The organism is Citromicrobium sp. JLT1363 (genome assembly GCF_000186705.1).
GTDB lineage: Bacteria > Pseudomonadota > Alphaproteobacteria > Sphingomonadales > Sphingomonadaceae > Alteriqipengyuania.
In genome coordinates this window covers 230,440-253,933 of sequence record NZ_AEUE01000006.1, presented here as the reverse complement: position 1 = coordinate 253,933, position 23,494 = coordinate 230,440, and the positions used below count along the sequence as shown (strand labels likewise).

Here is a 23,494-nt window from a genome sequence, read left to right as displayed (position 1 = left end):
GGACAGCGCGCGGTTTGTATCGCCCCCGCATTCTAGGAAATTTCGTTCGTGAGACTTATGCTCAAGACACTTTGCTCCGCCGCCGCGCTGATCGCGCTGGCAGCCTCGCCTTCGATGGCACAGGATATCGAGGCGGAGACACCGGCGCCGCGCCTGATGTCGTCCTACGCCACGATAGACTACAGCCTGCAGAGCGACCGGGAGAACATCCTGTTCCTCGATCTTTCGAACGGCGAGCGTGTGGCGATCCGCCTGATGCCCGACTGGGCGCCCAATCATGTCGAGCGGATCAAGCGGCTGACCCGCCAGGGTTTCTACGACGGGGTGATCTTCCACCGCGTGATAGAAGGCTTCATGGCGCAGACCGGCGACCCCACGGGAACCGGGCAGGGCGGATCGGACCTTCCCGACCTGGAAGAAGAGTTCAACCCGATGCCGCACGTGCGCGGCACGGTGTCGATGGCGCGCGCGCAGAGCGAAGACAGCGCCAACAGCCAGTTCTTCATCGTCTTCTACCCGCGCTTCAGCCTGGACCAGAACTACACCAATTTCGGCCGGGTGATCGCAGGGATGGATGCGGTCGATGCGATCAACAGGGGCGAGCCTCCCACCAATCCGACCCGGATCGTGCAGGCTTCGCTGGCGGTGGACAACCGCCCCGCGCCAAGCCCGGCGCAGCTGGCTTCGCCGCCCTCCGAAGAGATTTCGGCAGACGATCTCAACGCGCCGATCGGCCAGTAACGGCGCGCGTTCGCGGCGCCATGGACAGGATCGATGCCCGCGTACCGCCCTGCCAAGAGTGACCGGATCCGGCGCACGTGAAAGTCGATCTGTTCGATTTCGACCTGCCGCAGGATCGGATTGCGCTGCGTCCGGTTTCCCCCCGGGACGCGTCCAGGATGCTCGTCGTCGATGGGGACGGGGCCTTTGCTGACCGGCACGTTCACGACCTGCCGGATATGCTGCGCGCCGGCGATATCCTCGTCTTCAACGATACCCGCGTCATTCCCGCCCAGTTGGAGGGGGAGCGCGTGCGCGAAGGCGCTTCGGGCGCAGCGATCGGCGCCACGCTTCACAAGCGGATCGATGCGCGTCGCTGGCAGGCCTTCGTGCGCAATGCGAAGCGGCTGCGCGAAGGCGACCTGATCGCGTTTCCCGAAGGCGTTTCCGCCATTGCGGAAAACCGCGCCGACGATGGCAGCTGGACCCTCGCGTTCGAGGGCGACGAGCCCGTCGAACTGTTGCTGGAACGCGCAGGCGCGATGCCGCTTCCCCCTTACATCGCCGGCAAGAGACCGGCGGACGAGCGGGATGCGCAGGACTACCAGACGCTGTTTGCAGACAAGGCCGGGGCCGTCGCCGCGCCCACCGCTGCGCTGCATTTCACCGCCGAACTGATGACGCGCTTGGCCGACGCGGGGATCGCGACCGAAACGCTCACGCTGCATGTCGGCGCGGGCACCTTTCTGCCGGTGAAGGCCAGCGACACGGCCGAACACAAGATGCATGCCGAATGGGGCGAGATCGCCCCCGACACCGCCGAACGGCTGAATGCCGCGCGGGCGGATGGTCGCCGGGTGATAGCGGTCGGCACCACGGTCCTGCGCCTGCTGGAAAGCGCAGCGGACGAAAGCGGGACGATCCAGCCCTTCTCTGCCGACACGGACATCTTCATCACGCCGGGCTACCGCTTCCGCGCGATCGACGGCCTGATGACCAATTTCCATCTGCCCAAGTCCACGCTGTTCATGCTGGTCAGCGCGCTGATGGGGCGCGAGCGGATGCTGGCGGCCTATAATCATGCGATAGAGAACCGGTACCGGTTCTATTCCTATGGTGACTCCTCGCTGCTGATTCCCTAACTGCGTTGCATGTCCGATCCCATCCTAGAGCTGTCCGGCCTCACCAAGGTTTACCCCGGGGGGCTCAAGGCACTCGACGACGTCGATCTGACGATCCGAAAGGGTGAGATTTTCGCGCTGCTTGGCCCCAACGGGGCGGGCAAGACCACGCTGATCGGCGCGGTGTGCGGTCTGGTGCGCCCCACTTCGGGCAGCATGCGCGCCTTCGGGCAGGACTTGCAGGGCGATTGGCGCCAGGCGCGCGCCCGCATCGGGCTGGTACCGCAGGAACTCTCCACCGACATGTTCGAACCGGTGAAACATGCCGTGGAATATTCGCGCGGGCTCTTCGGGCTGGCGCCCGACCCGGCACGGATCGAGGAAATCCTGCGCTCGCTCAGCCTGTGGGACAAGCGCGACAACCGCATCATGGAGCTTTCCGGCGGGATGAAGCGCCGCGTGCTGATCGCCAAGGCGATGGCGCACGAGCCGGACCTGCTGTTCCTCGACGAGCCGACCGCGGGTGTCGATGTAGAGCTGCGCAAGGACATGTGGCACCAGATCGACGCCATGCGCGCGCGCGGCGTCACGGTGATCCTGACCACGCATTACATCGAGGAAGCCGAGGAGATGGCCGACCGCGTCGGCATCATCCGCAAGGGCCGCATCCTGATGGTGGACGAGAAGGACGCGATGATGGCGCGGCTCGGCCGCACGGAGGCGCATATCATGCTGGCCGAGCCGCTGGGCGCGTTGCCGCCTGCGATTGCGCAGTTCCCCGTGGAACTGGAGGAGGGCGGCCGCTCGATCTGCTATCGCGGCGGCGACGGCACGGGCAAGGGCCGCGAGGAAGTGGCAGATCTGACCAAGGCCCTTATCGCGAGCGGGATCGACTATGTCGGAATCGACGTGCGCGAGAGCAGCCTGGAAGACATTTTCGTCTCGCTGCTGGGCGATGAAGAGGGCGAAGCGGCATGATCTTCAACGCACGTTCCGCCTGGTCGATCTATCGACGCGAGCTTTGGCGCTTCCTGCGCACTGCATTCCAGTCCGTACTCGCCCCGGTCCTTACCACCGCGCTCTACATCCTCGTCTTCGGCTCCGCGATTGGCGACCGCATGCCGGATGTCGGCTCGGTCGATTACGGCGCCTTCATCATTCCCGGCCTGCTGATGCTGACCTTGCTGGGGGAGACGACCAGCAATTCCAGCTTCGGCATCTACATGCCGCGCTTCACCGGCACGATCTACGAACTGCTCTCCGCCCCCGTGGGCGTGGCAGAAACGCTGGTCGGCTTCGTCGGCGCAGCGGCTACGAAGAGCCTTATCCTGGCGGCGATCATCCTGCTGACGGCACGCATTTTCGTGCCCTACGATATCGCGCATCCGTTCTTCGCCTTTGTCTTCATCCTGCTTGTTGCAGCGAGCTTCAGCCTGTTCGGCTTCATCCTGGGCATCTGGGCGGACAGCTTCGAGAAGCTGGGCATCATCCCCATGCTGATCCTGACCCCACTGACCTTTCTGGGCGGCACGTTCTATTCGATCGCGGACCTTCCCGCGCCGTGGGACACGGTCGCGCTGGTCAACCCCATCGTCTATCTGGTCAGCGGCCTGCGCTGGACGTTCTACGGTTCTGCCGATGTCAGCATCTGGGTGTCGCTGGGGCTTACGCTGGCCTTTCTTTTCACCTGTACTGCGGTGATCGCATACATCTTCCGAACCGGCTGGCGACTGCGAGATTGAGGCGCTACGAGCGGCGACCATGATCAGACGCACGCTCATTACCGCCGCCGCAGCCGCCCTTGTTTCCACCCCCGCGCTCGCCGAGATTCCGCCCGACGTGCAGGCGATGATCGACGCTGCCATCGCCACTGGCGATGCTGCAAAAGTGGAAACCGTTGTCGCGCTGGCGAAGCAGACCCAGCCCGACAGCGCTGCCGAGATCGAGCAGATCGCGCTCGCCTGGCGCGCGGATCAGGCGGAAGCCAAACGCCTGGCGGAAATCGAGCAGCGCGAGCAGATCCGCGAAGCGGGCGTGCTCGACCTGTGGAGCGGGGAAGGGCAGGTCGGTGCCTTCTTCTCGACCGGCAACAGCGAGGATACGGGCCTGGCGCTCGCGCTCAAACTGAAGCGCGAGGGCATCGACTGGACCCACGCGCTGCGCGTGAGCGCGGATTACCAGCGGTCGAACGGCGTCACCAGCCGCGAGCGCTATCTGGTCGCGTACGAACCCCGCTTCGAAATGGGCGAGAACCTGTTTGCCTATGGCCTTGCGCAATACGAGCATGACCGGTTCCAGGGTTTCGACCATCGCTACGCGGTGTCGGGCGGGGTCGGCTACACGCTGCTGGAAAGCGATTCCGCCACCCTCTCGATCAAGGCGGGCCCGGCCTACCGCGTGACCGAGCTGACCGACGGGACCCGCATAGACCGGCTCGCCGCGCTGTTCGGGGCGGATTTCGACTGGAAATTGGCTGACCGCGTTACCTTCACACAGGATGCCAACGCCGTGACTGAGACCGGGGGTGAGGCGCTGCTGATCGTGGACAGCGCCAACACCACGCTCAACCTGCTGAGCGGGATCGATTTCAAGGTCAGCAACCGGCTCCGCTCGCGGCTCAGCTACCAGCTGGAGTATAACAGCAACGCCCGTCAGAACCGGGAAAAGACCGATACGCTGACCCGCTTCACGCTGGTCTACGGTTTCTGATTCGTCAGTCTGCCGGGCATACGCGGAACGGTACGTCCTCGTTCTCGGCAATGCCGATTTCCAGGAACAGCGCCATCACCCCGGCAAGGTTTTCCGGCGGAAGCGGGGCGAGTTCGGCCAGCAGCCGGTCGGCCATGCGGCATTGATCGCCATCGAAGCCTCGCGCGATCAGCGTGGCGGCTGCCGGTGCGAGCGCGGCCTTGGCGACGCTTTCGAACCGGGTATCCACCGGCAGGCGCGTGCCGGCGAAACGCTGCGCCGCGTTGCGCGCCCGCGGCCAGGCGCGATCCGCCTGCGGTTCGAGCTTCTTCTGCAGCGCGGCCGAGCGTGTGCCGAGGAAAGCTCTGGACGGCAGGCTGGAAGCACACCTGCTCTCCAGCGCGTCGATCAGATCGGGCATGACATAGGCGACGAGCGCCTCGTTCTCGGCCGGGGTGATGCAGGGGCGGGGCTGCGGCGTCTGCGCCATGGCGGTGGTGCTGGCGGCGAACATGCAGACGGCGGCGGCGAGAGAGCGGATCATGGTAACGGCATCCTCGATCGATGGAGGCTCCGTCTGGCGCCAAATCACTGAGCAAATCGTGAATGAGACGATGCGCCACGCATCGACAGGCGCGCCAAGCTATCCTAGCGCCCCTTGCGATGACCAAGCGCTTCGACTTCACCATCTCTGCCACCAGCGGTGCCGCGCGCACCGGCACGATTGCCATGCTGCGCGGAGAAATCCGCACGCCCGCGTTCATGCCCGTCGGCACGGCGGCCACGGTGAAGGGCATGAAGCCCGAAGCCGTGCGCGCGGCGGGTGCCGACATCATTCTCGGCAATACCTATCACCTGATGCTGCGTCCGGGGGCGGAGCGGGTGGCGAAGCTGGGCGGGCTCCACCGTTTCATGAACTGGGACCGCCCGATCCTGACCGATAGCGGCGGCTACCAGGTGATGAGCCTGTCCGATCTCAACAAGCTGACCGAGGAGGGGGTGGAGTTTCGCAGTCACCTCGATGGCAGCAAGCACATGCTCACCCCAGAACGCAGCATGGAGATCCAGCGTCTGCTTGGCAGCGACATCGTGATGGCCTTCGACGAGTGCCCGCGCGCCGACCGCCCGCTGGCCGAGATCGAGGCGAGCATGGAAATGTCCATGCGCTGGGCGAAGCGCAGCCGGGATGGCTTCGACGCAGGCGGCGAGCATGCTGACCGTGCGGCGCTGTTTGGCATTCAGCAGGGCGCTCTCGACGAGAACCTCAGGCGGCGCTCCGCCGAGGCCCTTACCGAGATCGGTTTCGACGGCTACGCCATCGGCGGGCTCGCGGTGGGGGAAGGGCAGGAGGCCATGTTCGCCACGCTCGATTTCGCGCCCGCGCAATTGCCGCAGGATGCCCCGCGCTACCTGATGGGCGTGGGCAAGCCTGACGATCTGGTTGGCGCGGTGGAACGCGGGGTGGACATGTTCGACTGCGTGCTGCCCACCCGCTCGGGCCGGAACGGGCAGGCGTTCACCTGGAACGGCGCGCTCAACCTTCGCAATGCGCGCTTCGCTGAAGACACCGGGCCGCTGGACGATCGCTGCACCTGTCCCACCTGCGCGACCTACAGCCGCGCCTATCTGCATCACCTGATCAAGTCGGGCGAGATGCTGGGCGCAATCCTGCTGACGGAGCACAATATCGGCTTCTACCAGCAGCTGATGGCCGCGATGCGAGAAGCCATTGCCGAAGACCGCTTCGCCGCCTTTGCGCAGCGGTTCCGCGATACCTATCTCGGCACAGGATGAGCACGTATTTCGCAGAACAGGAACGGCAGAAGCGGATCGCGCTGCTCGTCATACTGGGGCTCGGTTCGCTCATGCTCTGGCACACGCCCTTCGGCGCGCTGCTGCTTTATCCCTTTACCATCCTGACCACGTGGTTTCACGAGATGGGCCACGGACTGGCGGTAATCGCGATGGGGGAACGGTTCGATCACCTGCTGATCTATCCCGATGGTTCGGGCGTCGCGGTTTCGGAAGTCTCCCCGGATCGCAACGTGGTGCAGGACGCCATCATCGCCGCTGGCGGGCCGATCGGCCCTGCGCTGGCGGGCGCGGCGCTGATCGCATCCTCGCGCAGCTTGCGGGGGACCCGCATTGCGCTCGCCGTGCTGGGCGCAGCGCTGCTGGTCAGCGCGGCAATCTGGGTGCGCAGCCTTACCGGCATGGTGGTCCTGCCGCTTGTGGGCATTGCGATCCTGGCCATCGCGCGCAGAGCGAACGCCGACCAACAGCGGTTTGCCATTCAGCTGCTAGGCGTGCAAGCCTGCATCAGCGTGTGGTCGCAGACCGGCTACCTGTTCACCGAGGGGGGAACGATCGGCGGGTTGCCGCAAATCTCGGACACAGGAGCAATCGCGCAGGCCCTGTTCCTGCCCTACTGGTTCTGGGGAATCGTGCTGAGCATCGCCAACATCGCGCTTCTGTGGTGGAGCTTTCGCTACGCCTTCCGGCGCTAGGCCACGGTGCTTGCCAGCCGGACGGGGGGCGCCTGCATATCCGCGATAAATGCCGGGACCTCTTCCGGCGGCATCGCAGCGCTGAAATAGTACCCTTGCAGGTGCGAGCAGCCGAGTCTCGTGAGCAAGTTGCGCTGCTTTTCGGTTTCCACACCTTCGGCCACGATACCCATCGAGAGCTGCCGCCCGATGCCGATCACCGCTTCCACGATGGCGTTGGCCGACCGGGACGTCTCGATCTCGTGAATGAAGGACTTGTCGATCTTGACCTTGTCGAAGGGCAGGACCTGGAAATAGCTGAGCGAGGAATGGCCCACTCCGAAATCGTCGATCAGGATATGGATGCCCTGCGCGCGCAATTCCTTGAGCTGTGTGACCGTCTCGTCGGTATCTTCGATCACCAGCCGTTCGGTCACTTCCAGCTGGAGCCGTTCCGGCGCCAGGCCGGACCTGTTCAGGGCGGACTGGATAGTCTGTATCAGCTTTCCCGACCTGAACTGAAGCGGCGACAGATTGACCGCGACGCACAGATGTTCCGGCCACTTCACCGCATCGTTGCAGGCTTGGTCGAGCAGGAGGGCGCCCAGTTCCTCGATGAGACCGCAATCTTCGGCAAGTGAGATGAAAAGCTCGGGGCTGATATGCCCGCGGGTGGGGTGCTTCCACCGGGCGAGGGCTTCGAAGCTGGTCACATCGGTAGTGGAGCTGGCCACCACTGGCTGATAGGCCAGCTTTATGTCGCCGTTGGCGACCGCCGCTCTCAGATCGCCTTCCAGCATCCGCCGATCGCGCACTGCCGCGTCCATCTGGCTATCGAACAGGCACACCTTGCCACGCCCGTCCTTCTTGGCGCGATAAAGTGCAAGATCTACATTCTCGCGCAATTTCTCGGTGGTCTCCCCGTCCTGCGGATAGAGGGCGATGCCAACCGACGCCCCGATATGTGCGACCTTGCCGCGTGTCTTTATCGGTTCCGCCATCCGCTCGACGACGTTGTATGCAAGAGTCGTCGCGCGATCGTTTAGCCGCGGCCCACGGAGCAGGATCACGAATTCGTCGCTTCCCGCTCGGGAGACAACGCATTCCCGGCCGACAAGCTCTTGCAGTCGATCGCCCACCACCTTCAGTGCTGCGTCGCCGGCGGGGTGACCGAACTGCTCGTTCACCGCCTTGAAGCGATCGAGGTCGATGCTCAGGATAGCGAAGGGATCGCCTTCAGAAACATAGTCGCTCAGGAGGCTCGACAGGCTGCCGCGATTCAGAAGTCCGGTGAGGCCGTCGTAGCGGGCCAGCCAGTAATTTTTGGCCTCGCTGCGCCGAAAATCCGTCATGTCTTCGGCAATACCGATAACGAATTGCCGAGGGTGATCCGGGCCGTCCATCGGGACACGGGTGGTGCGGATGTTGAACGTCTCGCCGTCCGCGCGGGTATGCTCGCTCTCGTAAGCAAAGGGCCGCTCACTCAGGATGGCCTCGGCATCGCGTTTTTCGTAGTCCCTGCCCACAGGGCCGAACAGTTCGCTGTCGGTGCGCCCGAGGATGTCCTTCTCGGCGTAGCCCATGATCTCGGCCGCTCTCTTGTTGACCACTACGTATCTTCCGGTCCTCGCCTCCTTGACGAACAGCATCGCGGGGAGGTTTTCGAGGATCGCGTCGAGGAAGTTGCGTGTTTCCTGGCGATCGGTTTCGAGCAGTTTTCGACTGGTGATATCGCGGAAGATGGCTGCAAATCCGCCCTCGCTGCCGTTGTCACCCCACGGGGCGAGGGACAATTCGGTCGGGAGCTCGCGCCCGTCGGCGGTCTTGATCGGCAGTTCGACCAAGGTGTTCAGCAACCGCGTGGGGCCGCCTGCGGCAGCGTTGTCGATCTTCTTCTGATGCCCGTTCCGGAAGCGGTCCGGCATGAGAAGTTCGATGCTCTTCCCCAGGGCCTGCTGCGAGGAATGGCCGAACAGGTCTTCTGCGGCGCGATTGACGAGGACGATCTGGCCTTCCCGGTCAGCCGCGACCACGGCTTCGGAGGTGGCCTCCACGACCTTGGCTGCGATTTCACCCTTCCGGCGTTCGCCGCGCGTTGCCATCAGGCGCGACGCGAGCCGCGCGAGGCCTTCTAGTATCCTGAGCTTGTCTTCGTCGAAATCGTCCCGAGGCCGGGAATCGAGCACGCAGAGACTTCCCACGCATTGCCCATTCGAATGGAACAGCGGCGCACCCGCATAGAAGCGGATGCCGCCGTCAGCGGTTACCAGCGGATTATCCGAGAACCGGGCATCCGCACTCGCATCCCTCACGATCAAGGGCTCGCGAAGAGCGACCGTATGGCTGCAAAATGCGATGTCGCGGTGGGTCTGCTCGAAGGGCAGGGCAACCTTGGCCTTGAACCATTGGCGGTCCTTGTCGACCAGGCTGAGTGCAGCCTGCGGCATGCCGAGGATATCGGCGGCCAGCGCGGCCAGCTCGTCGAAATCGGCTTCGGGTGCTGTATCGAGGATCGCCAGATCGGCGAGTGCGGCAAGGCGCCGTTCTTCATCGCCCAGCGTTTTTCCGATATCGGCGGCAGTCTCCATCACACCATCATAGATGGCTTTGGTTAGGAAAGACTTGCCTGGGCGATGGCAGTTTCCCGGATCGAGGCGCCCCCACTTTCGCATTGTGCCAAATCGACCCCGATGACCTCAAAGCGTAAACCAGGGGCATAATGAGGGCTGGCGTGTCACAGGGAATTATGCTGTTTTCACATGGCTATAGGGGGGAAGAATCGAATGAAGAATGCGCTTTTTGCCAGCACTGGCGTGTTGCTGGCGCTTGCGGTGCCGCACCACGCGTCTGCCCAGGAACTCAGTGCAGAGCAGATCGCGGGGCGTTTCGGCGCCCGTGCAACCGTTCTCGACATGAGCCTGTCGCCGAGCGGCGACAAGGTTGCCTACATCAGTTCCGACAACGCCACGACCGAAATTCTCTATGTCGTAGATCTCAAAGGCGACGGGGTGCCCAAGGCGGTCACTTCACTCACCGACAATAATGCGGATTTGAGCTATTGCGACTGGGCGAACGAGGCTTCGCTGATCTGCGTGGCCCACGGTATCGTCAAGGTCGATGGCGGTATTCCGGCAACTTTCTCCCGAGCCTTTTCGGTCGGTGCGGATGGATCGAAACCGCGCGTCCTGACGGCTGACCGCTCGTCGCGCGCCTATGGCTATCAGCAGGATGGCGGCACGATCCTCGCGCTCGATGTCGAGGGTGAGGAAAACCGCATTCTCATGACGCGCCAATTCCTTCCGGAAGTGACGACCGGCACGCGGCTGGCAAAGGAAGACGAAGGGCTGGGCGTCGAAGAGGTCGATATCGACAGCAACCGGCGCAGGCTGGTCGAACGGCCCGACGAAGAGGCTGTCCGCTACGTCGCGGACGATAATGGTGCCCTTCGCCTCAAGGTGCGCCGGCCGCGCGACAGTTCCGGTCAACTGACCGGCGAGGTCGAATACTTCTATCGCGCGCCGGATACCAGCAGATGGACACGCTTCAGCGGCGATCTCGAAGGGTTCGTTCCGGTGGCCGTCGATGCCGCCAGCAATGTGGCTTACGGCTTCCAGACCGTCGATGGCTTCGATGCGCTGTTTCGCGTGGCGCTGGACGGTTCGAATCGCCGCGAGCAGGTTATCGCGCGAGACGATGTCGATATCGACCGGCTGATCCGCATCGGCCGTCAGCGGCGCGTGGTTGGCGCGAGCTTTGCGACCGAGAAGCGCCAGGTCGAGTATCTGGATCCCGAAATGGCCGAGTTGGCAGCGCAGCTGCAGGCCGCGCTGCCCGGGAAACCGCTGATCAATATCGTGGACGCCTCGGCCGACGAGCAGACTCTGCTGATCATCGCATCCAGCGATGTCGATCCCGGTATGTCCTATCTGCTCGAGCGTGAGAGCAAGCAGCTGTCGCCCTTGCTGCCGCTGCGCGATCCGCTCGTCGACATGCAGATGGCCCAGATGAAGCCGGTGACATTTCCAGCAGCGGACGGCACGCAGATCCCGGGTTATCTTACCATCCCGGCGGGGCGTAGCGAGGCGGGGCCCGCCATCGTGCTGCCGCATGGCGGCCCCGGTTCGCGCGACGAATGGGGCTTCGATTGGCTTGTCCAGTTCTTTGCCGCGCGCGGTTATGCCGTACTGCAACCCAACTTTCGCGGCTCCACCGGGTACGGGGACGCATGGTTCGGTCGCAACGGCTTCCAGGAGTGGCGTACCGCGGTGGGCGACGTGAACGATGCAGGCCGGTGGCTGGTATCCGAAGGAATCGCCGACCCCGAACAGTTGGGCATCGCCGGATGGTCCTACGGCGGCTATGCGGCCCTTCAGTCGCAAGTGCTCGATCCCGAGCTCTACCAGGCCGTTGTCGCTATCGCACCGGTCACGGACCTCGGCATGCTGGTGGACGAAGCGCGCGATTACACCAACTTCCAGGTGGTGAAACGCTTCATCGGCGAAGGGCCGCACGTGCGCGAGGGCAGCCCCGCCAATTTTGCCGATCGGTTCTCCGCCCCCGTTATCCTGTTTCACGGGACCGAGGACATCAATGTGCGCGATAGCCAGTCCGAACGCATGGAAGACCGGCTGAAGGCCGCGGGTGCGAACGTCCGCTACGTCCAGTACAAGGGATTGGACCACTATCTGAACGACGGGCGCGTTCGTGGGAACATGCTGCTGGAAATCGACCAGTTTCTCGGCGAGCATTTGCGCAAATAGCGGGTCTGCACAGTCCCCGAATGCAAAAAGGGCGGCCCAAGCGGACCGCCCTTTTTTTTGTTCGTACCGGAAGAACCGATCAGCGCGAGTAGAACTCGACGATCAGGTTGGGTTCCATGGTGACGGGGTAGGGCACCTCGTCCAGCTTGGGAACGCGGGTCAGCGTCACCTTGTCGTCGCCTTCGGGGGCCACATAGTCGGGAATCTCGCGCTCGGGCAGGCTCTGCGCTTCGATGACCAGCGCCATGTCCTTCGCCTTGCCGCCAAGGCCGATCACGTCGCCAACCATCACGCGGCGGCTCGGAATGTTGCACTTGCCGCCGTTCACGGTGATGTGGCCGTGGTTGACCAGCTGGCGCGCGGCGAAGATCGTCGGTGCGAACTTGGCGCGGTAGACCACCATGTCGAGCCGCTGTTCCAGCAGACCGATCAGATTCTGGCCGGTGTCGCCCTTCATCCGCGACGCTTCCTGGTAGGTGCGCTTGAACTGCTTTTCGGTGACGTCGCCGTAATAGCCCTTCAGCTTCTGCTTGGCGCGCAGCTGCAGGCCGAAGTCGGACATCTTGCCCTTGCGGCGCTGGCCGTGCTGGCCGGGGCCATAGGAACGCTTGTTGACCGGGGAATTCGGGCGACCCCAGATGTTTTCGCCCATGCGACGGTCAAGTTTGTACTTGGCGCTCTTGCGCTTCGACATAATTCATCCTTCAATTTGCTGGCCCACCCCAGTGGCAGGCATTCAACCCGGCATCGCACCGACAGGACTCACCTTGGTAAATCCATGTCGCGGCCACCGCTTCACCGGGGTGCGGGGCCAATCTCGTGAGGCTTTGTATGAAAGCTCGCGAAGCGAAGCGCGCCACATAGCAACAATCCCCGTCCGGTCAAGGTCTCGACAGGGGCGGGCGGGCAGGGCACAGCGCGCGGCAATGAACGATACCGTCAAGCCTCCCGAAGACTGCGAAACCATGGCCGATGTGCGGGTGGGCGTCGATACGCTGGACCGCGAACTGATGCGGCTGATCGCTGTCCGCTTCGGATACATGCGCGCTGCGGCACGTATCAAGCCCGAGCGCGGCCACGTGCGTGACGAGGCACGCAAGGCCCAGGTGATCGCCAATGTGCGCGACGATGCGCGGGCCGCGGGAATTCCCGAGCGCGAGCTGGGCGAGATATGGGACGCCCTGGTCGAGGCGTCGATTGCCTACGAAATGGTCGAATGGGAACGGCTGCGCAGCTAGTCGCGCGGTTTGCGCTCGAGGCTGGACAGCACGCCGCGCAGGGTTCGCAATTCCAGATGATTCCAGCCCGGCTTGGTCAGAACGCCGCGCAGGGTGCGGCGGGTCGCTTCGGCACGTGTCTGTGGCAGGAAATAGCCTTTGGGCTCCAGCATGCGCTCCAGGTGAGCGATCAATCCGTCTAGCTCCTCCTGCGGGCCCGGTGGCAGCAGGTCTTCCTTGGGCGGCTGCGCGAGGCCCTGACGCTTGGACCATTCATAGGCGCACAGGATAACCGCCTGCGCGAGGTTGAGCGAGCCGAAGTCCGGGTCGATCGGGACAGTCAGGATCGTGCGGGCGAGCGCCACATCTTCTGTCTCCAGCCCGGAGCGTTCCGGCCCGAACAGGATCGCGCTCCTGCCCGACTCTGCGTGTATCGCATCGGCGGCTTCCTCTGGCGTCAGCACGGGCTTGGTCACGCCGCGCTTGCGAACCGTGGTGGCAAAGACATGCGCGCAGTCGGCCACAGCCTCCGCCGTGGTCTCGAACACCTGTGCCTTGTCGAGAATGAAGTCCGCGCCAGCAGCGGCAGGCCCGGCCGAAGGGTTCGGCCAGCCATCGCGCGGGCTGACGAGGCGCATCTCGCGCAGGCCGAAATTGGCCATCGCGCGGGCCGCCTTGCCGATATTCTCGCCCAGTTGCGGACGGACGAGGACGATTGCGGGAGGTGGTGTCAGCGCTTGATCCGGCGATAGAGCATGTAACCGGCACCGGCAGCCAGGCCGACCGGCCAGGTGATGACCGGCAGGATCATCGCTCCCACCGTACCTACCGCCGCGCCGGCCAGCACGGGTTTCGTGGAGGGATGTTGCATCCCCTCCTTCAGCATGCCGGAGACCTCTGTTCGGGCATCTTCCACCCAGTCCTGCCCATTGTCGGGATCGCGATTGTCCATCAGATCATCTCCCCGGGTACACTGGAAAGGCAGCGCACAATTCGCCGACTTCGGCGCGCACCGCCTGTTCGATCTGTGCATCGCCTTCGGGCCCGTTCTTGGCAAGCCCATCCACGACGCGCGCGATCAGTTCGCCGATCTTGGTGAACTCGTCGGTGCCGAAGCCGCGGGTCGTGCCCGCCGGGCTGCCGAGCCGGAGCCCGCTGGTGACGAAGGGGCTGCGCTTGTCGAACGGAATGCCGTTCTTGTTGCAGGTGAGAAACGCGCGATCGAGGCCCTTTTCCGCGTCCTTGCCGGTCACGTCCCTGGCGGAGAGGTCGACCAGCATCGAGTGGTTGTCCGTCCCACCCGAAACGATCCGCAGGCCGTGCGCTTCGAGGCTCTGGGCGAGGGCACGCGCGTTATCGACCACACGCTGCGCATAATCCTTGAAATCGGGCCGCAGCGCTTCGCGGAAGGCAACCGCCTTGGCCGCGACGATATGCATCAGCGGGCCGCCCTGCATGCCGGGGAAGACAGCCATGTTGAGCGGCTTGGAATATTTCTCGTCGTTCCACAGGATCACGCCCGAGCGAGGTCCGCGCAGGCTCTTGTGCGTCGTGGTGGTCACGATGTCGCAATGCGGGAAGGGGGAGGGGTGCGCGCCGCCCGCGACGAGGCCGGAGATATGGCTCATGTCGCACAGCAGGATCGCGCCGACTTCGTCCGCGATCTTGCGGAAAGCCGCGAAATCCCACGTGCGCGAATAGGCCGTGCCGCCGCAGATGATCAGCTTGGGCTTGTGCTCGCGCGCGGTCGCGGCGACCGCATCCATGTCGATCAGCTCGTCGCCTTCGCGCACGCCATAGGCAACCGGGTTGAACCACTTGCCGCTCATGTTGACCGGCGATCCGTGCGTCAGGTGGCCGCCCGAATTGAGGTCGAGCCCCATGAAAGTGTCGCCCGGCTGCAGCATGGCGAGGAACACCGCCTGGTTCATCTGGCTGCCCGAGTTGGGCTGCACATTGGCGAATTCGCAGCCGAACAGCTCCTTCGCGCGCTCGATCGCGAGCGTTTCGATCACGTCGGCATATTCGCACCCGCCGTAATAGCGCTTGCCCGGATAGCCTTCGGCATACTTGTTGGTGAAGACGCTGCCAGCAGCTTCCAGCACCGCCTTGCTGGCGATGTTCTCGGACGCGATCAGTTCGATCTTCTCCCGCTGACGGTTCAGCTCGTTCTCGACCGCCGCGGCGATTTCCGGGTCCGCATCGGCAAGGCTGTCATGCCAGAAGCGGTCCATGGGGTCCGCCGTCCTGGCGGAAGGAGCGGTAAGATCGGCGGTGGTGCTGGCCATTGGTCTAGTCGCTTTCGGTTGCGGGGGGTGCGGAGAGCTTGTCGACCCGGCCCTGGTGCCGGCCGCCCTCGAACGCGGTTTCCAGGAATGTCTGAACGCAGGCCTTGGCCTGCTCGATGCCGATCAGCCGCGCGCCCATGGCGATGACGTTCGCGTCATTATGCTCGCGCGCGAGCCGGGCAGAGAGCTGTTCGGAAACCATCGCGCAGCGGCACTTCGGATTGCGATTGACGCTCATCGAAATACCCAGGCCCGATCCGCACAAGGCAATGCCGCGCATGGCGGTGCCGTCAGCGACGACCGAGGCGAGCTTGTAACCGTAATCGGGGTAATCGACCCGCTCGCCATCGGCCGGGCCAAGGTCGGCGACCTCATGGCCTTTCTCGACGAGCCATTCGTGCAGCGCGGCCTTCATTTCGATGGCGGCGTGGTCTGATGCAATCGCGATGCGCATGGGGGGCACATAGAGGTTTGGCCCCGACCGTTCCACCGCTAATACGGCTTGTCCCCGGTGCGCGCGGCAGGCGCTGTGCGATGCTGGCGCTCAGCGCGCGCTCTGACCGAGCTCGCGCATGGCGGACAAATGCTTCTGGCGGTCCTTCGCGCTGCTCTCGACCGCGCCGATGATCGTGTGCCGGACCGGCGCGAAGCCGACAAAGCCGAAGATGTTGCGCTTCAGGCTTTTGAGGCTGTGGGCGAAATAGAACAGGCGATAGAAGGCGGACGGCATGCCCATGGTCACGACGACCCTTGCGCTGCGTCCGGTGAGCAGCTTCTCGGGCAGCCCGCTGCCGCGGTAGCGATGCGCAAAGCCCGGTCGCGCCACCTGTTCGAGGAACGCCTTCACCAGCGCCGGCACGTCGCCGAGCCACAGCGGGTAGAACAGCACGACATGTTCGGCCCAGGATATGTCCTTCTGTGCCGCCGCTATGACCGGGCAAGGCTCGCCCTCCATCCAGTCCTGCACGCTGCGCAGGAGCGGAAAGTCCATATCCGCCAGCCTCAAGCGGCGCAGGCTGTGACCGCCCGCCTCGCACCCGTCGGCATAGGCATCGGCGAGGGCATGGACGAACCGCGCCGGCTCGGGGTCGGGATGGCCGTCGATTATCAGGACTCGCATCGGGGATCCTCCTGCAGACTGGCATTCGGATAGCCTGCCGGGTGGACGCAAAGAATGATCTGGATCAAATACGAGGGAAGGGCGGCTGATCCCGCGCCTCCGGACATGAAAAACCCCGCCGAAGCGGGGCTCTTCTCTTTGCTATTGGGGTGATGCCCCGGCAGGAATCGAACCTGCATTGACGGTACCAAAAACCGCTGTCCTACCGTTAGACGACGGGGCAGCAGGCTTATTGATCCAGGAAGCTGCGCATCTTGCGCGAACGGCTCGGGTGCTTGAGCTTGCGCAGCGCCTTTGCTTCGATCTGGCGGATACGTTCGCGGGTGACCGAGAACTGCTGGCCGACTTCTTCCAGCGTGTGATCGGTGTTCATTCCGATGCCGAAGCGCATGCGCAGCACGCGTTCTTCGCGCGGCGTGAGCGATGCGAGCACGCGGGTGACGGTTTCCTTGAGGTTGCTCTGGATCGCGGCATCGACGGGGATGATCGCGTTCTTGTCCTCGATGAAATCGCCCAGGTGCGAATCCTCCTCGTCGCCGATCGGCGTTTCGAGGCTGATCGGCTCCTTGGCGATCTTCATCACCTTGCGCACCTTTTCGAGCGGCATGGAGAGACGCTCGGCCATTTCCTCGGGCGTGGGCTCGCGGCCCTGCTCGTGCAGGAACTGGCGGCTCGTGCGCACCAGCTTGTTGATCGTCTCGATCATGTGGACCGGGATGCGGATCGTGCGTGCCTGGTCGGCAATCGAACGGGTGATCGCCTGCCGGATCCACCACGTCGCATAGGTGCTGAACTTGTAGCCGCGGCGGTACTCGAACTTGTCGACCGCCTTCATCAGGCCGATATTCCCTTCCTGGATCAGGTCGAGGAACTGCAGCCCGCGGTTGGTGTATTTCTTGGCGATGGAAATCACGAGGCGCAGGTTCGCCTCGACCATTTCCTTCTTGGCGATCCGCGCTTCGCGCTCGCCCTTCTGGACCATGTTCACGATCCGGCGGAATTCGGGCAGCGCCATACCGGTCTGGCTGGCGATATCGCTGATTTCCTGGCGGATACGCTCGATCGATTCGCCTTCCTTCTCGGCGAAGGCGGCCCACTTCTTTTCCTTGGTGCGGCTGGTCAGCCAGTCGTCGTCCAGCTCGTTGCCGATATAGGCATCGAGGAAGTCGATCCGCTTGATCTTGTGACGTTCGGCAAGGCGCAGCATCTGGCCGCCCAGCGCGGTCAGGCGGCGGTTGAAGGCGTAGAGGTTGTCGACCAGGAATTCGATCTTGGTCGCGTGGAACTGGACGCTTTCGACTTCCGCCGTCAGCTGTTCGCGCAGGTCCTCGTACTTCTTTTCCTTGGCGGCGGGGAAGGCATCGCCACGGCCCAGCGTATCGACGCGTTCGCCCTGAAGCTTCTCGAACTTCTTGAACAGGTCGGTGATGCGCGCGAACCGCTCCAGCGCGTCGGGCTTGAGCGCGGCCTCCATCTGGGCCAGCGACATCGTGTTGTCTTCTTCGTCGTCGTCGTCACGGCGCGACTTGGTTTCGCCGTCGCCGTCTTCATCCTCGTCGTCGGAATCCGAATCCTCGTCCTCGTCGTCCTCGCGGATGGTCGGTCCGGCGGTCTCCTCGGAAATCTCGCCGCTGTCGTCTTCGTTCTCCTCCTCCATCTTGTCGACGGGAGGTTCCTTCGAAAGCATCGCGTCGAGATCGAGGATCTCGCGCAGCTGCATCTCGCCTTCGTTGAGCGCTTCGGACCACTGGATGATGGCGTGGAAGGTGATGGGGCTTTCGCACAGCCCGATAATCATGGTGTCGCGGCCCGCCTCGATCCGCTTGGCGATCGCGATTTCGCCCTCGCGGCTGAGCAGTTCGACCGCGCCCATTTCGCGCAGGTACATCCGCACCGGATCGTCCGTGCGCGCATCGACCGTCTTTTTCGCTGCCGCAGCAGCAGGCTTGTCTTCTTTCTTCGCGGACGAATCGGGCGCGATCTCCTCGACCTCGTCCTTTTCGGCTTCAACCTCGTCGTCCGATTCGACGATCTGGACGCCCATTTCCGAGATCGCGGCCTGGATATCCTCAATCTGGTCGGAGCTCATCTCGCCTTGCGGAAGCGCCTCGTTCAGTTCGTCATACGTGACGTAACCACGTTTCTTTGCCTTGGTGATCAGCTTCTTGATCGACGCCTCGTTGAGGTCGATCAGGGGAGCATCTTCGGTCTCTTTGGTTTTCGCTTCGGATGCCATGGGCTATTGAAAATCCGTTTCCTGTCCGATGCGTTCCCCATTTTCCGCAGGAGCCGCAGCGGCTTTTGAATCTGTATCCGGTGTCGCTCGCGCGATCCGCCTCGTTGCCATCTGGCCCAAGCGTGCGTCGAACGCCAGCTTCCGCTTTAGCAGTCGCTGCTGTTCGGCGAACGCGCCTTCGGGATCGTGTTCGAAACGCTCCGTCGCCGCGGCCAGTGCCTTGTCGAGTGCCGGCCCTTCGACCAGCAGTTCGATGGCTTCGGCCAGGTCCTCGCGCGCGGTCGCTGCATCGTGGGCCTTGTCGAGAAGGCCGGGTGCGGAGTGTTCAGCGGACCGGGAGCCCCAGCGCCCGGCGAATATGGCGCTTTTCTCGTCGGCTTCAAGCGTTTGTGCATGCGCGAGCAACGGATCGAGCAAGGATTGCGTTGCCGGATCGCTTTCGCCGAGCTCGCGCAGTGCCTCGCGGTGCCCCTCGATCAGCTCGGGATGAGCCGCGAGTTGCGTCATGACAGCAGCCAGCAATCGGGCGCGCGCGCCGCCCTGTGAAAGGTTCGAGAGCTTGCGCAACAAGTCCTGCGACAAGGGCTCGGGCGCATCGCGTCGCCATTGCTTTGCGGGACGAAACGGCGCTTTTTCGCGTTTCGGGAATGCGAAGGCGGAAAACCTGTCGAGCAGATCGCGGCGATAGAGCGCGCGCACATCGGGCTCCTCGATCGCATCGACATGCATCATCAGCCGCGCCTTGAGACCCGCCTTTGCTTCAGGGCTGTCGAGCGGGGCGGCATTGGCCTCGAGCGTCCAGACGGCGTCGAGGAGCGACTGCGCATTTTCGAGCACCTGTTCGAAAGCGGCAACACCTTTCGCCTTGATCAGATCATCCGGGTCGAGCCCGGTGGGCAGCCACGCGATTCTGAGCGAGTGCCCCGGGCGCAGCAGCGGCAAGGAGCGCTCGATCGCACGGCGCACCGCGCGCTGGCCTGCAGCGTCCCCGTCGAAGCAAAGGGTGGGGCAGGGCGCATGGCGCCACAATTCCTCGATGTGATTCTCGGTCAGCGCGGTGCCCAGCGGGGCTACGCCTTCCGCAATTCCCGCATTGGCGAGGGCGATCACATCCATGTAACCTTCGACCACGATGATGCGGTCGGATTTGCGCGAGGCGGGCCCGGCGCGGTGCAGGTTGTAGAGCGTGCGCCCCTTGTCGAAGAGCGGGGTCTCGGGCGAATTGAGATATTTGGGCGCGCCTTCCTTCGGCGTCAGGATACGCCCCCCGAACGCGATCACGCGCCCGCGCACATCGTGGATCGGCAGCATCAGCCGGTCGCGGAAGCGATCGTACGGGTCTTTCCCGTCGATCGCGATGCGCAGGCCGCCCTCCACCAGAAGTTGCGGCGGCAGCGAGCCGAGCGCTTGGGCCAGGGCCTGCCGGTCGTCCGGAGCGTAGCCGAAGCCGAATTCGCGCATGATGGCGGGTGAGAAACCGCGCTTGGCGAGATATTCGCGTGCCTGTGCGGCGCGCGAGCCGGCGAGCTCACGCACGAAGAATTCCTGCGCGGCGCCCATCGCATCGTGCAGCCCGGCGCGGCGTTTCGCCTTCTGCGCCTCGCGCGGGTCTGGCGCGGGCATTTCCATCCCCGCGACAACCGCCAGTTCCTTCACCGCATCCATGAACTGCAGCCCGCGCTGATCGGTCATCCAGCGAATCACATCGCCGTGCGCTCCGCAGCCGAAGCAGTGGTAGAAGCCCTTCTGGTCGTTGACGGTGAAGCTGGGTGTCTTCTCGTCGTGGAACGGGCAGCACGCCTTCCATTCGCGCCCTGCGCGTTGCAGCTTGGTCGTCCGCATGATGACGCTGGACAGCGTCACACGGGTCCGCAGCTGATCGAGCCATTGAGGGGAAAGCGCCATCGCGTGGTCGAACCTAATGGCCAGCATCGCCGTGCGCTAGCCCATCGCACAACGCTCCACAGCTAAGATCCGTCATCCTCCGCCTGGGGAGGGAATGGGCCGGACGCCATGGCGATCTTCTCGTCGGCGCGCAGCGTATAAGCCTCGTCGGGCCCTGCGGGTGGCAGAGTGCTCTGCCAGAAAAAGGTGATTGCCTCACCGGTCTGCCAGCCATCGCCGCCGACCACGCGCCAAGCGAGTGTGCCGTTGTCGTCCTGCACACGGATCGTGCCATCCGGCCCGAGCGCCTCTTCCACCTGCGCGCGATCAAAGCCGATCGCGCCGTTGAAGCCGCGTGCCTCGCGCACCGTGGCAAACAAGGTCGCCGCTTCCACCTCGTCCAGCCCCACGGGCCGCATGAAAGGCGGATCGTTCGGGTCGTCCACCCCGGGGCGGACCGTGTGGACATAGGTGTAGACGGTATCGTCGGGCAGTTCGTCCGGATCGCATTCCTCCACCCCCGCAGGGCAGGCGACGTAGCTGACGATATCGCCGATGGACCGGCCATCGACGATGATCGAGGCTTCGACCTCCGGCCCCACGGCACCTTCGATTCTGGCGCCCAGCTCAAGCTCGCCGAAATCGGCGGCAACCAGCGTTCTGGGATCGGATGGGGCATCGGCGGTGACGCTGGGCGTCGGCGAGGGTTCGGTGTCTTCCGGCTCGCCCGCGCAGGCTGCAAGCACCGCCGCGAGCGCGACCGGAGCCAGCATGCGAGAGGCGAGCCTGCGCCTCACGACAGCGATTCCTTCACCCAGCCGCTGGTCCGCGTCATGTCGAGCGTGGCGCCATGACGCGTCTTCAGCTCGGCCATAACCTTGCCCATCGACTTGATGTCGGTGGCGCCAATATCGGCCTTCACCTGGTCGATCGCGGCGCGGGTTTCCGCCTCGTCCATCTGCTTCGGCAGGAATCCCTCGATCACGGAAAGTTCGTATTCTTCCTTCTCGGCCAGTTCCTCGCGCCCGCCTTCGCGGTACATCGCGATCGATTCCTTGCGCTGCTTGGCCATCTTGAGCAGCACGTCGGTGACGATCTCGTCATCGTCGACGTCGCCCTTGGCGGTGCGCAGTTCGATATCCCGGTCCTTGATCTTGGCCTGAATCAGGCGGAGCGCGGCCGTCCGCTCCTTGTTGCCGCCTTTCATGGCGGCGATGACTTCCTTCTGGATCGTCTCGCGTATCATGTTTTCCGTTATACCTTTGCGTTTCACTCAACAGACGTCCGGATATAACAAATGTTCCTGCGGGTGGAGGGGTGATGAAAAGCGTCGGGCGTGCGCTTGACGGGCGCGAAGTGCAGGCCTAGCCGGATGGCTTAGCGCACATTGCTGGACAGACTTTAAGGAACGGACAGGCCCATGGCTTCAGCCGAGATTACTCCTGCGCAACCTGATGGTGCGACGGGCCTGTTGCTTCTTGCCGATGGCACCGCCCTGTGGGGCATTGGCTGCGGCGCGGAAGGCTCTGCTGTGGGGGAGGTGTGCTTCAACACCTCGATGACCGGCTATCAGGAAGTGATGACCGACCCGAGCTATGCCGGGCAGATCGTCACCTTCACCTTCCCGCATATCGGCAATGTCGGCGCCAACCCCGAAGATATCGAGAGCAAGGTGGAAAGCGCGCTGGGCTGCGTGATGCGCGAAGTGCCCACCGGGCCGAGCAATTTCCGCTCCGAAGTCGATCTCGACACATGGTTGAAGGACGAAGGCAAGATCGGGCTGGCGGGCGTGGATACCCGCGCCCTGACCCGGCTCATTCGTTTGAACGGTGCCCCCAATGCGGTGATCGCCCATGCGGCGGACGGCGTGTTCGACCTCGAGGGGCTCTTGCAGAAGGCGCGCGAGTGGCCGGGGCTCGAAGGCATGGACCTTGCCCGCCGCGTGAGCCGCAAGGCGCACGAAGGCTGGCGCGGCGGCGCGTGGGAACTGGGCAAGGGCTATGGCGAGAGTGGGGCGAGCAAGCCGCACGTCGTCGCGATCGACTTCGGCGCGAAGGACAACATTTTCCGCCAGCTGGTCCGCGCGGGCGCACGGGTGACGGTGGTGCCGGCGGAGACCTCGCTGGAGGATGTGCTGGCACACGAGCCCGACGGCGTGTTCCTCTCCAACGGCCCGGGCGACCCGGCCGCGACCGGTGCCTATGCGGTGCCGGTGATCCAGGGGCTCCTGGAGCGCGACATTCCGATCTTCGGCATCTGTCTCGGCCACCAGCTCCTCGGCCTCGCGGCGGGGGCGAAAACCTCGAAAATGTTCCAGGGCCACCGCGGCGCGAACCACCCCGTCCAGCGTGTCGGCGAAGGGTGGGGCGAAGCGACCGGCCTGGTCGAGATCACCAGCATGAACCACGGCTTCGCAGTCGACGGCGACACGCTGCCCGCGAATGTCGAGCAGACGCACGTCTCGCTGTTCGACGGCACCAATTGCGGCATCGCGATCAAGGGCAAGCGGGCGTTCGGGGTGCAGTATCACCCCGAGGCGAGCCCGGGGCCGCAGGACAGTTTCTACCTGTTCGAGAAGTTTGTGGGGATGCTGGGGTGAAGCGTCTTCTGGTCGTGATCTCTATGCCTTTGGCAGCCTGCAATGGCAGCAACTATGAAGTGGCCGCAGATCTCACTGATGATGAACTCCGCGCGATCGTACCTGATTGTGGGCTGGCCTCTGATGATTTCACCTTCAAGAATGGCACATTGATCATCTCGAAAGATGCTGACTTCGAAAAGTCGAGTTGCGTGATGCACCGTGTCAAGGCGCTGGGAAAGTACTCAGGAGCAGAGGTTGGCAACGCTAAATATGTCACTCCATCAGGCGAATGATGTGTTGCATCCACAACTCCCCTCCCCGTGGGGAGGGGGTGGGGGTGGGGGGTCGGCGTTGACGGCCGGGCGCTTCATCGCGAACCGGGTACACCCATCC

The 23,494-nt window shown here is 63.9% G+C and carries 23 protein-coding genes and 1 tRNA gene; 11 read left to right on the top strand and 13 right to left on the bottom strand.

Annotated elements, in window-relative coordinates:
* The first annotated feature begins 57 nt into the window (after positions 1–57).
* From ADAD_RS0111080 to ADAD_RS0111060, 5 genes are all read left to right on the top strand, one after another.
* Positions 58–741 carry a peptidylprolyl isomerase gene (locus ADAD_RS0111080; protein ID WP_010413727.1) on the top strand — a complete coding sequence of 228 codons (684 nt, stop codon included), beginning with the start codon at positions 58–60 and terminating at the stop codon, positions 739–741.
* A 77-nt stretch (positions 742–818) separates the two neighbouring features.
* Positions 819–1,862, top strand: coding sequence for a tRNA preQ1(34) S-adenosylmethionine ribosyltransferase-isomerase QueA (queA, locus tag ADAD_RS0111075; protein ID WP_010413725.1), 1,044 nt, complete (start codon positions 819–821; stop codon positions 1,860–1,862).
* A gap of 9 nt (positions 1,863–1,871) precedes the next feature.
* The gene (locus ADAD_RS0111070; protein ID WP_010413723.1) at positions 1,872–2,819 is read left to right on the top strand and encodes an ABC transporter ATP-binding protein; all 948 of its coding nucleotides are present in this window, start codon (positions 1,872–1,874) and stop codon (positions 2,817–2,819) included.
* On the top strand, positions 2,816–3,583 hold the full coding sequence (locus ADAD_RS0111065) for an ABC transporter permease (protein WP_010413722.1): 768 nt from the start codon (positions 2,816–2,818) through the stop codon (positions 3,581–3,583). Before ADAD_RS0111070 ends, ADAD_RS0111065 begins: the two co-directional genes overlap by 4 nt.
* A gap of 19 nt (positions 3,584–3,602) precedes the next feature.
* Entirely contained in the window at positions 3,603–4,550 is a 948-nt protein-coding gene (locus tag ADAD_RS0111060) for a DUF481 domain-containing protein (protein ID WP_010413720.1), read from the top strand.
* Between the two features lie 4 nt (positions 4,551–4,554).
* Here the strand turns inward: ADAD_RS0111060 and ADAD_RS0111055 are convergent, their stop codons facing one another.
* The gene (locus ADAD_RS0111055; protein WP_237700814.1) at positions 4,555–5,073 is read right to left on the bottom strand and encodes a hypothetical protein; all 519 of its coding nucleotides are present in this window, start codon (positions 5,071–5,073) and stop codon (positions 4,555–4,557) included.
* A 119-nt stretch (positions 5,074–5,192) separates the two neighbouring features.
* On the opposite strand from ADAD_RS0111055, the gene tgt reads away from it, so the two are divergent.
* Positions 5,193–6,323: a tRNA guanosine(34) transglycosylase Tgt gene (gene tgt, locus ADAD_RS0111050; RefSeq protein WP_010413715.1), complete on the top strand. Its 1,131-nt coding sequence runs from the start codon at positions 5,193–5,195 to the stop codon at positions 6,321–6,323.
* Positions 6,320–7,036 (top strand): M50 family metallopeptidase, encoded by a 717-nt coding sequence (locus tag ADAD_RS0111045; protein WP_010413713.1) that lies wholly within the window; start codon positions 6,320–6,322, stop codon positions 7,034–7,036. The genes tgt and ADAD_RS0111045 overlap by 4 nt, the downstream gene beginning before the upstream one ends.
* Here the strand turns inward: ADAD_RS0111045 and ADAD_RS15875 are convergent.
* Positions 7,033–9,603, bottom strand: coding sequence for a sensor domain-containing phosphodiesterase (locus ADAD_RS15875; protein WP_010413711.1), 2,571 nt, complete (start codon positions 9,601–9,603; stop codon positions 7,033–7,035). The two genes, ADAD_RS0111045 and ADAD_RS15875, sit on opposite strands and share 4 nt — an antisense overlap.
* Before the next feature lie 195 nt (positions 9,604–9,798).
* On the opposite strand from ADAD_RS15875, the gene ADAD_RS0111035 reads away from it, so the two are divergent.
* Positions 9,799–11,775, top strand: coding sequence for an alpha/beta hydrolase family protein (locus ADAD_RS0111035; RefSeq protein ID WP_010413709.1), 1,977 nt, complete (start codon positions 9,799–9,801; stop codon positions 11,773–11,775).
* Between the two features lie 79 nt (positions 11,776–11,854).
* Here ADAD_RS0111035 and rpsD read toward each other — a convergent pair whose 3' ends face one another.
* Entirely contained in the window at positions 11,855–12,469 is a 615-nt protein-coding gene (gene rpsD, locus ADAD_RS0111030) for a 30S ribosomal protein S4 (protein WP_010413707.1), read from the bottom strand.
* 232 nt (positions 12,470–12,701) lie between these two features.
* On the opposite strand from rpsD, the gene ADAD_RS0111025 reads away from it, so the two are divergent.
* A complete protein-coding gene (locus tag ADAD_RS0111025; RefSeq protein ID WP_010413705.1) occupies positions 12,702–13,013 on the top strand; it encodes a chorismate mutase in 312 nt (103 codons plus the stop codon).
* Here ADAD_RS0111025 and ADAD_RS0111020 read toward each other — a convergent pair.
* From ADAD_RS0111020 to ADAD_RS0110970, 10 genes are all read right to left on the bottom strand, one after another.
* The gene (locus ADAD_RS0111020) at positions 13,010–13,708 is read right to left on the bottom strand and encodes an RNA methyltransferase (protein ID WP_192807585.1); all 699 of its coding nucleotides are present in this window, start codon (positions 13,706–13,708) and stop codon (positions 13,010–13,012) included. The two genes, ADAD_RS0111025 and ADAD_RS0111020, sit on opposite strands and share 4 nt — an antisense overlap.
* A gap of 14 nt (positions 13,709–13,722) precedes the next feature.
* Positions 13,723–13,944, bottom strand: a complete 222-nt coding sequence (locus ADAD_RS0111015; RefSeq protein WP_010413701.1) for a hypothetical protein — start codon at positions 13,942–13,944, stop codon at positions 13,723–13,725.
* Between the two features lie 4 nt (positions 13,945–13,948).
* The gene (glyA, locus tag ADAD_RS0111010; protein ID WP_010413699.1) at positions 13,949–15,280 is read right to left on the bottom strand and encodes a serine hydroxymethyltransferase; all 1,332 of its coding nucleotides are present in this window, start codon (positions 15,278–15,280) and stop codon (positions 13,949–13,951) included.
* Between the two features lie 4 nt (positions 15,281–15,284).
* Positions 15,285–15,734: a ribose 5-phosphate isomerase B gene (gene rpiB / locus ADAD_RS0111005; protein WP_010413695.1), complete on the bottom strand. Its 450-nt coding sequence runs from the start codon at positions 15,732–15,734 to the stop codon at positions 15,285–15,287.
* A gap of 90 nt (positions 15,735–15,824) precedes the next feature.
* Positions 15,825–16,400: an NAD(P)H-dependent oxidoreductase gene (locus ADAD_RS0111000; protein ID WP_010413693.1), complete on the bottom strand. Its 576-nt coding sequence runs from the start codon at positions 16,398–16,400 to the stop codon at positions 15,825–15,827.
* A gap of 152 nt (positions 16,401–16,552) precedes the next feature.
* Positions 16,553–16,623 (bottom strand) — tRNA-Gln (locus ADAD_RS0110990).
* Positions 16,624–16,629: 6 nt separating this feature from the next.
* Entirely contained in the window at positions 16,630–18,636 is a 2,007-nt protein-coding gene (gene rpoD / locus ADAD_RS0110985) for an RNA polymerase sigma factor RpoD (protein WP_010413690.1), read from the bottom strand.
* 3 nt (positions 18,637–18,639) lie between these two features.
* The gene (dnaG, locus tag ADAD_RS0110980; protein WP_010413687.1) at positions 18,640–20,568 is read right to left on the bottom strand and encodes a DNA primase; all 1,929 of its coding nucleotides are present in this window, start codon (positions 20,566–20,568) and stop codon (positions 18,640–18,642) included.
* Between the two features lie 35 nt (positions 20,569–20,603).
* Positions 20,604–21,317: a hypothetical protein gene (locus ADAD_RS0110975; protein ID WP_237700813.1), complete on the bottom strand. Its 714-nt coding sequence runs from the start codon at positions 21,315–21,317 to the stop codon at positions 20,604–20,606.
* Complete coding sequence (locus tag ADAD_RS0110970) at positions 21,314–21,766, bottom strand: GatB/YqeY domain-containing protein (RefSeq protein WP_010413684.1); 453 nt, start codon at positions 21,764–21,766, stop codon at positions 21,314–21,316. The genes ADAD_RS0110975 and ADAD_RS0110970 overlap by 4 nt, the downstream gene beginning before the upstream one ends.
* Before the next feature lie 174 nt (positions 21,767–21,940).
* On the opposite strand from ADAD_RS0110970, the gene carA reads away from it, so the two are divergent.
* Positions 21,941–23,119 (top strand): glutamine-hydrolyzing carbamoyl-phosphate synthase small subunit, encoded by a 1,179-nt coding sequence (carA, locus tag ADAD_RS0110965; protein WP_010413682.1) that lies wholly within the window; start codon positions 21,941–21,943, stop codon positions 23,117–23,119.
* A complete protein-coding gene (locus ADAD_RS16855; RefSeq protein WP_139020417.1) occupies positions 23,116–23,394 on the top strand; it encodes a hypothetical protein in 279 nt (92 codons plus the stop codon). The genes carA and ADAD_RS16855 overlap by 4 nt, the downstream gene beginning before the upstream one ends.
* Positions 23,395–23,494 lie beyond the last annotated feature (100 nt).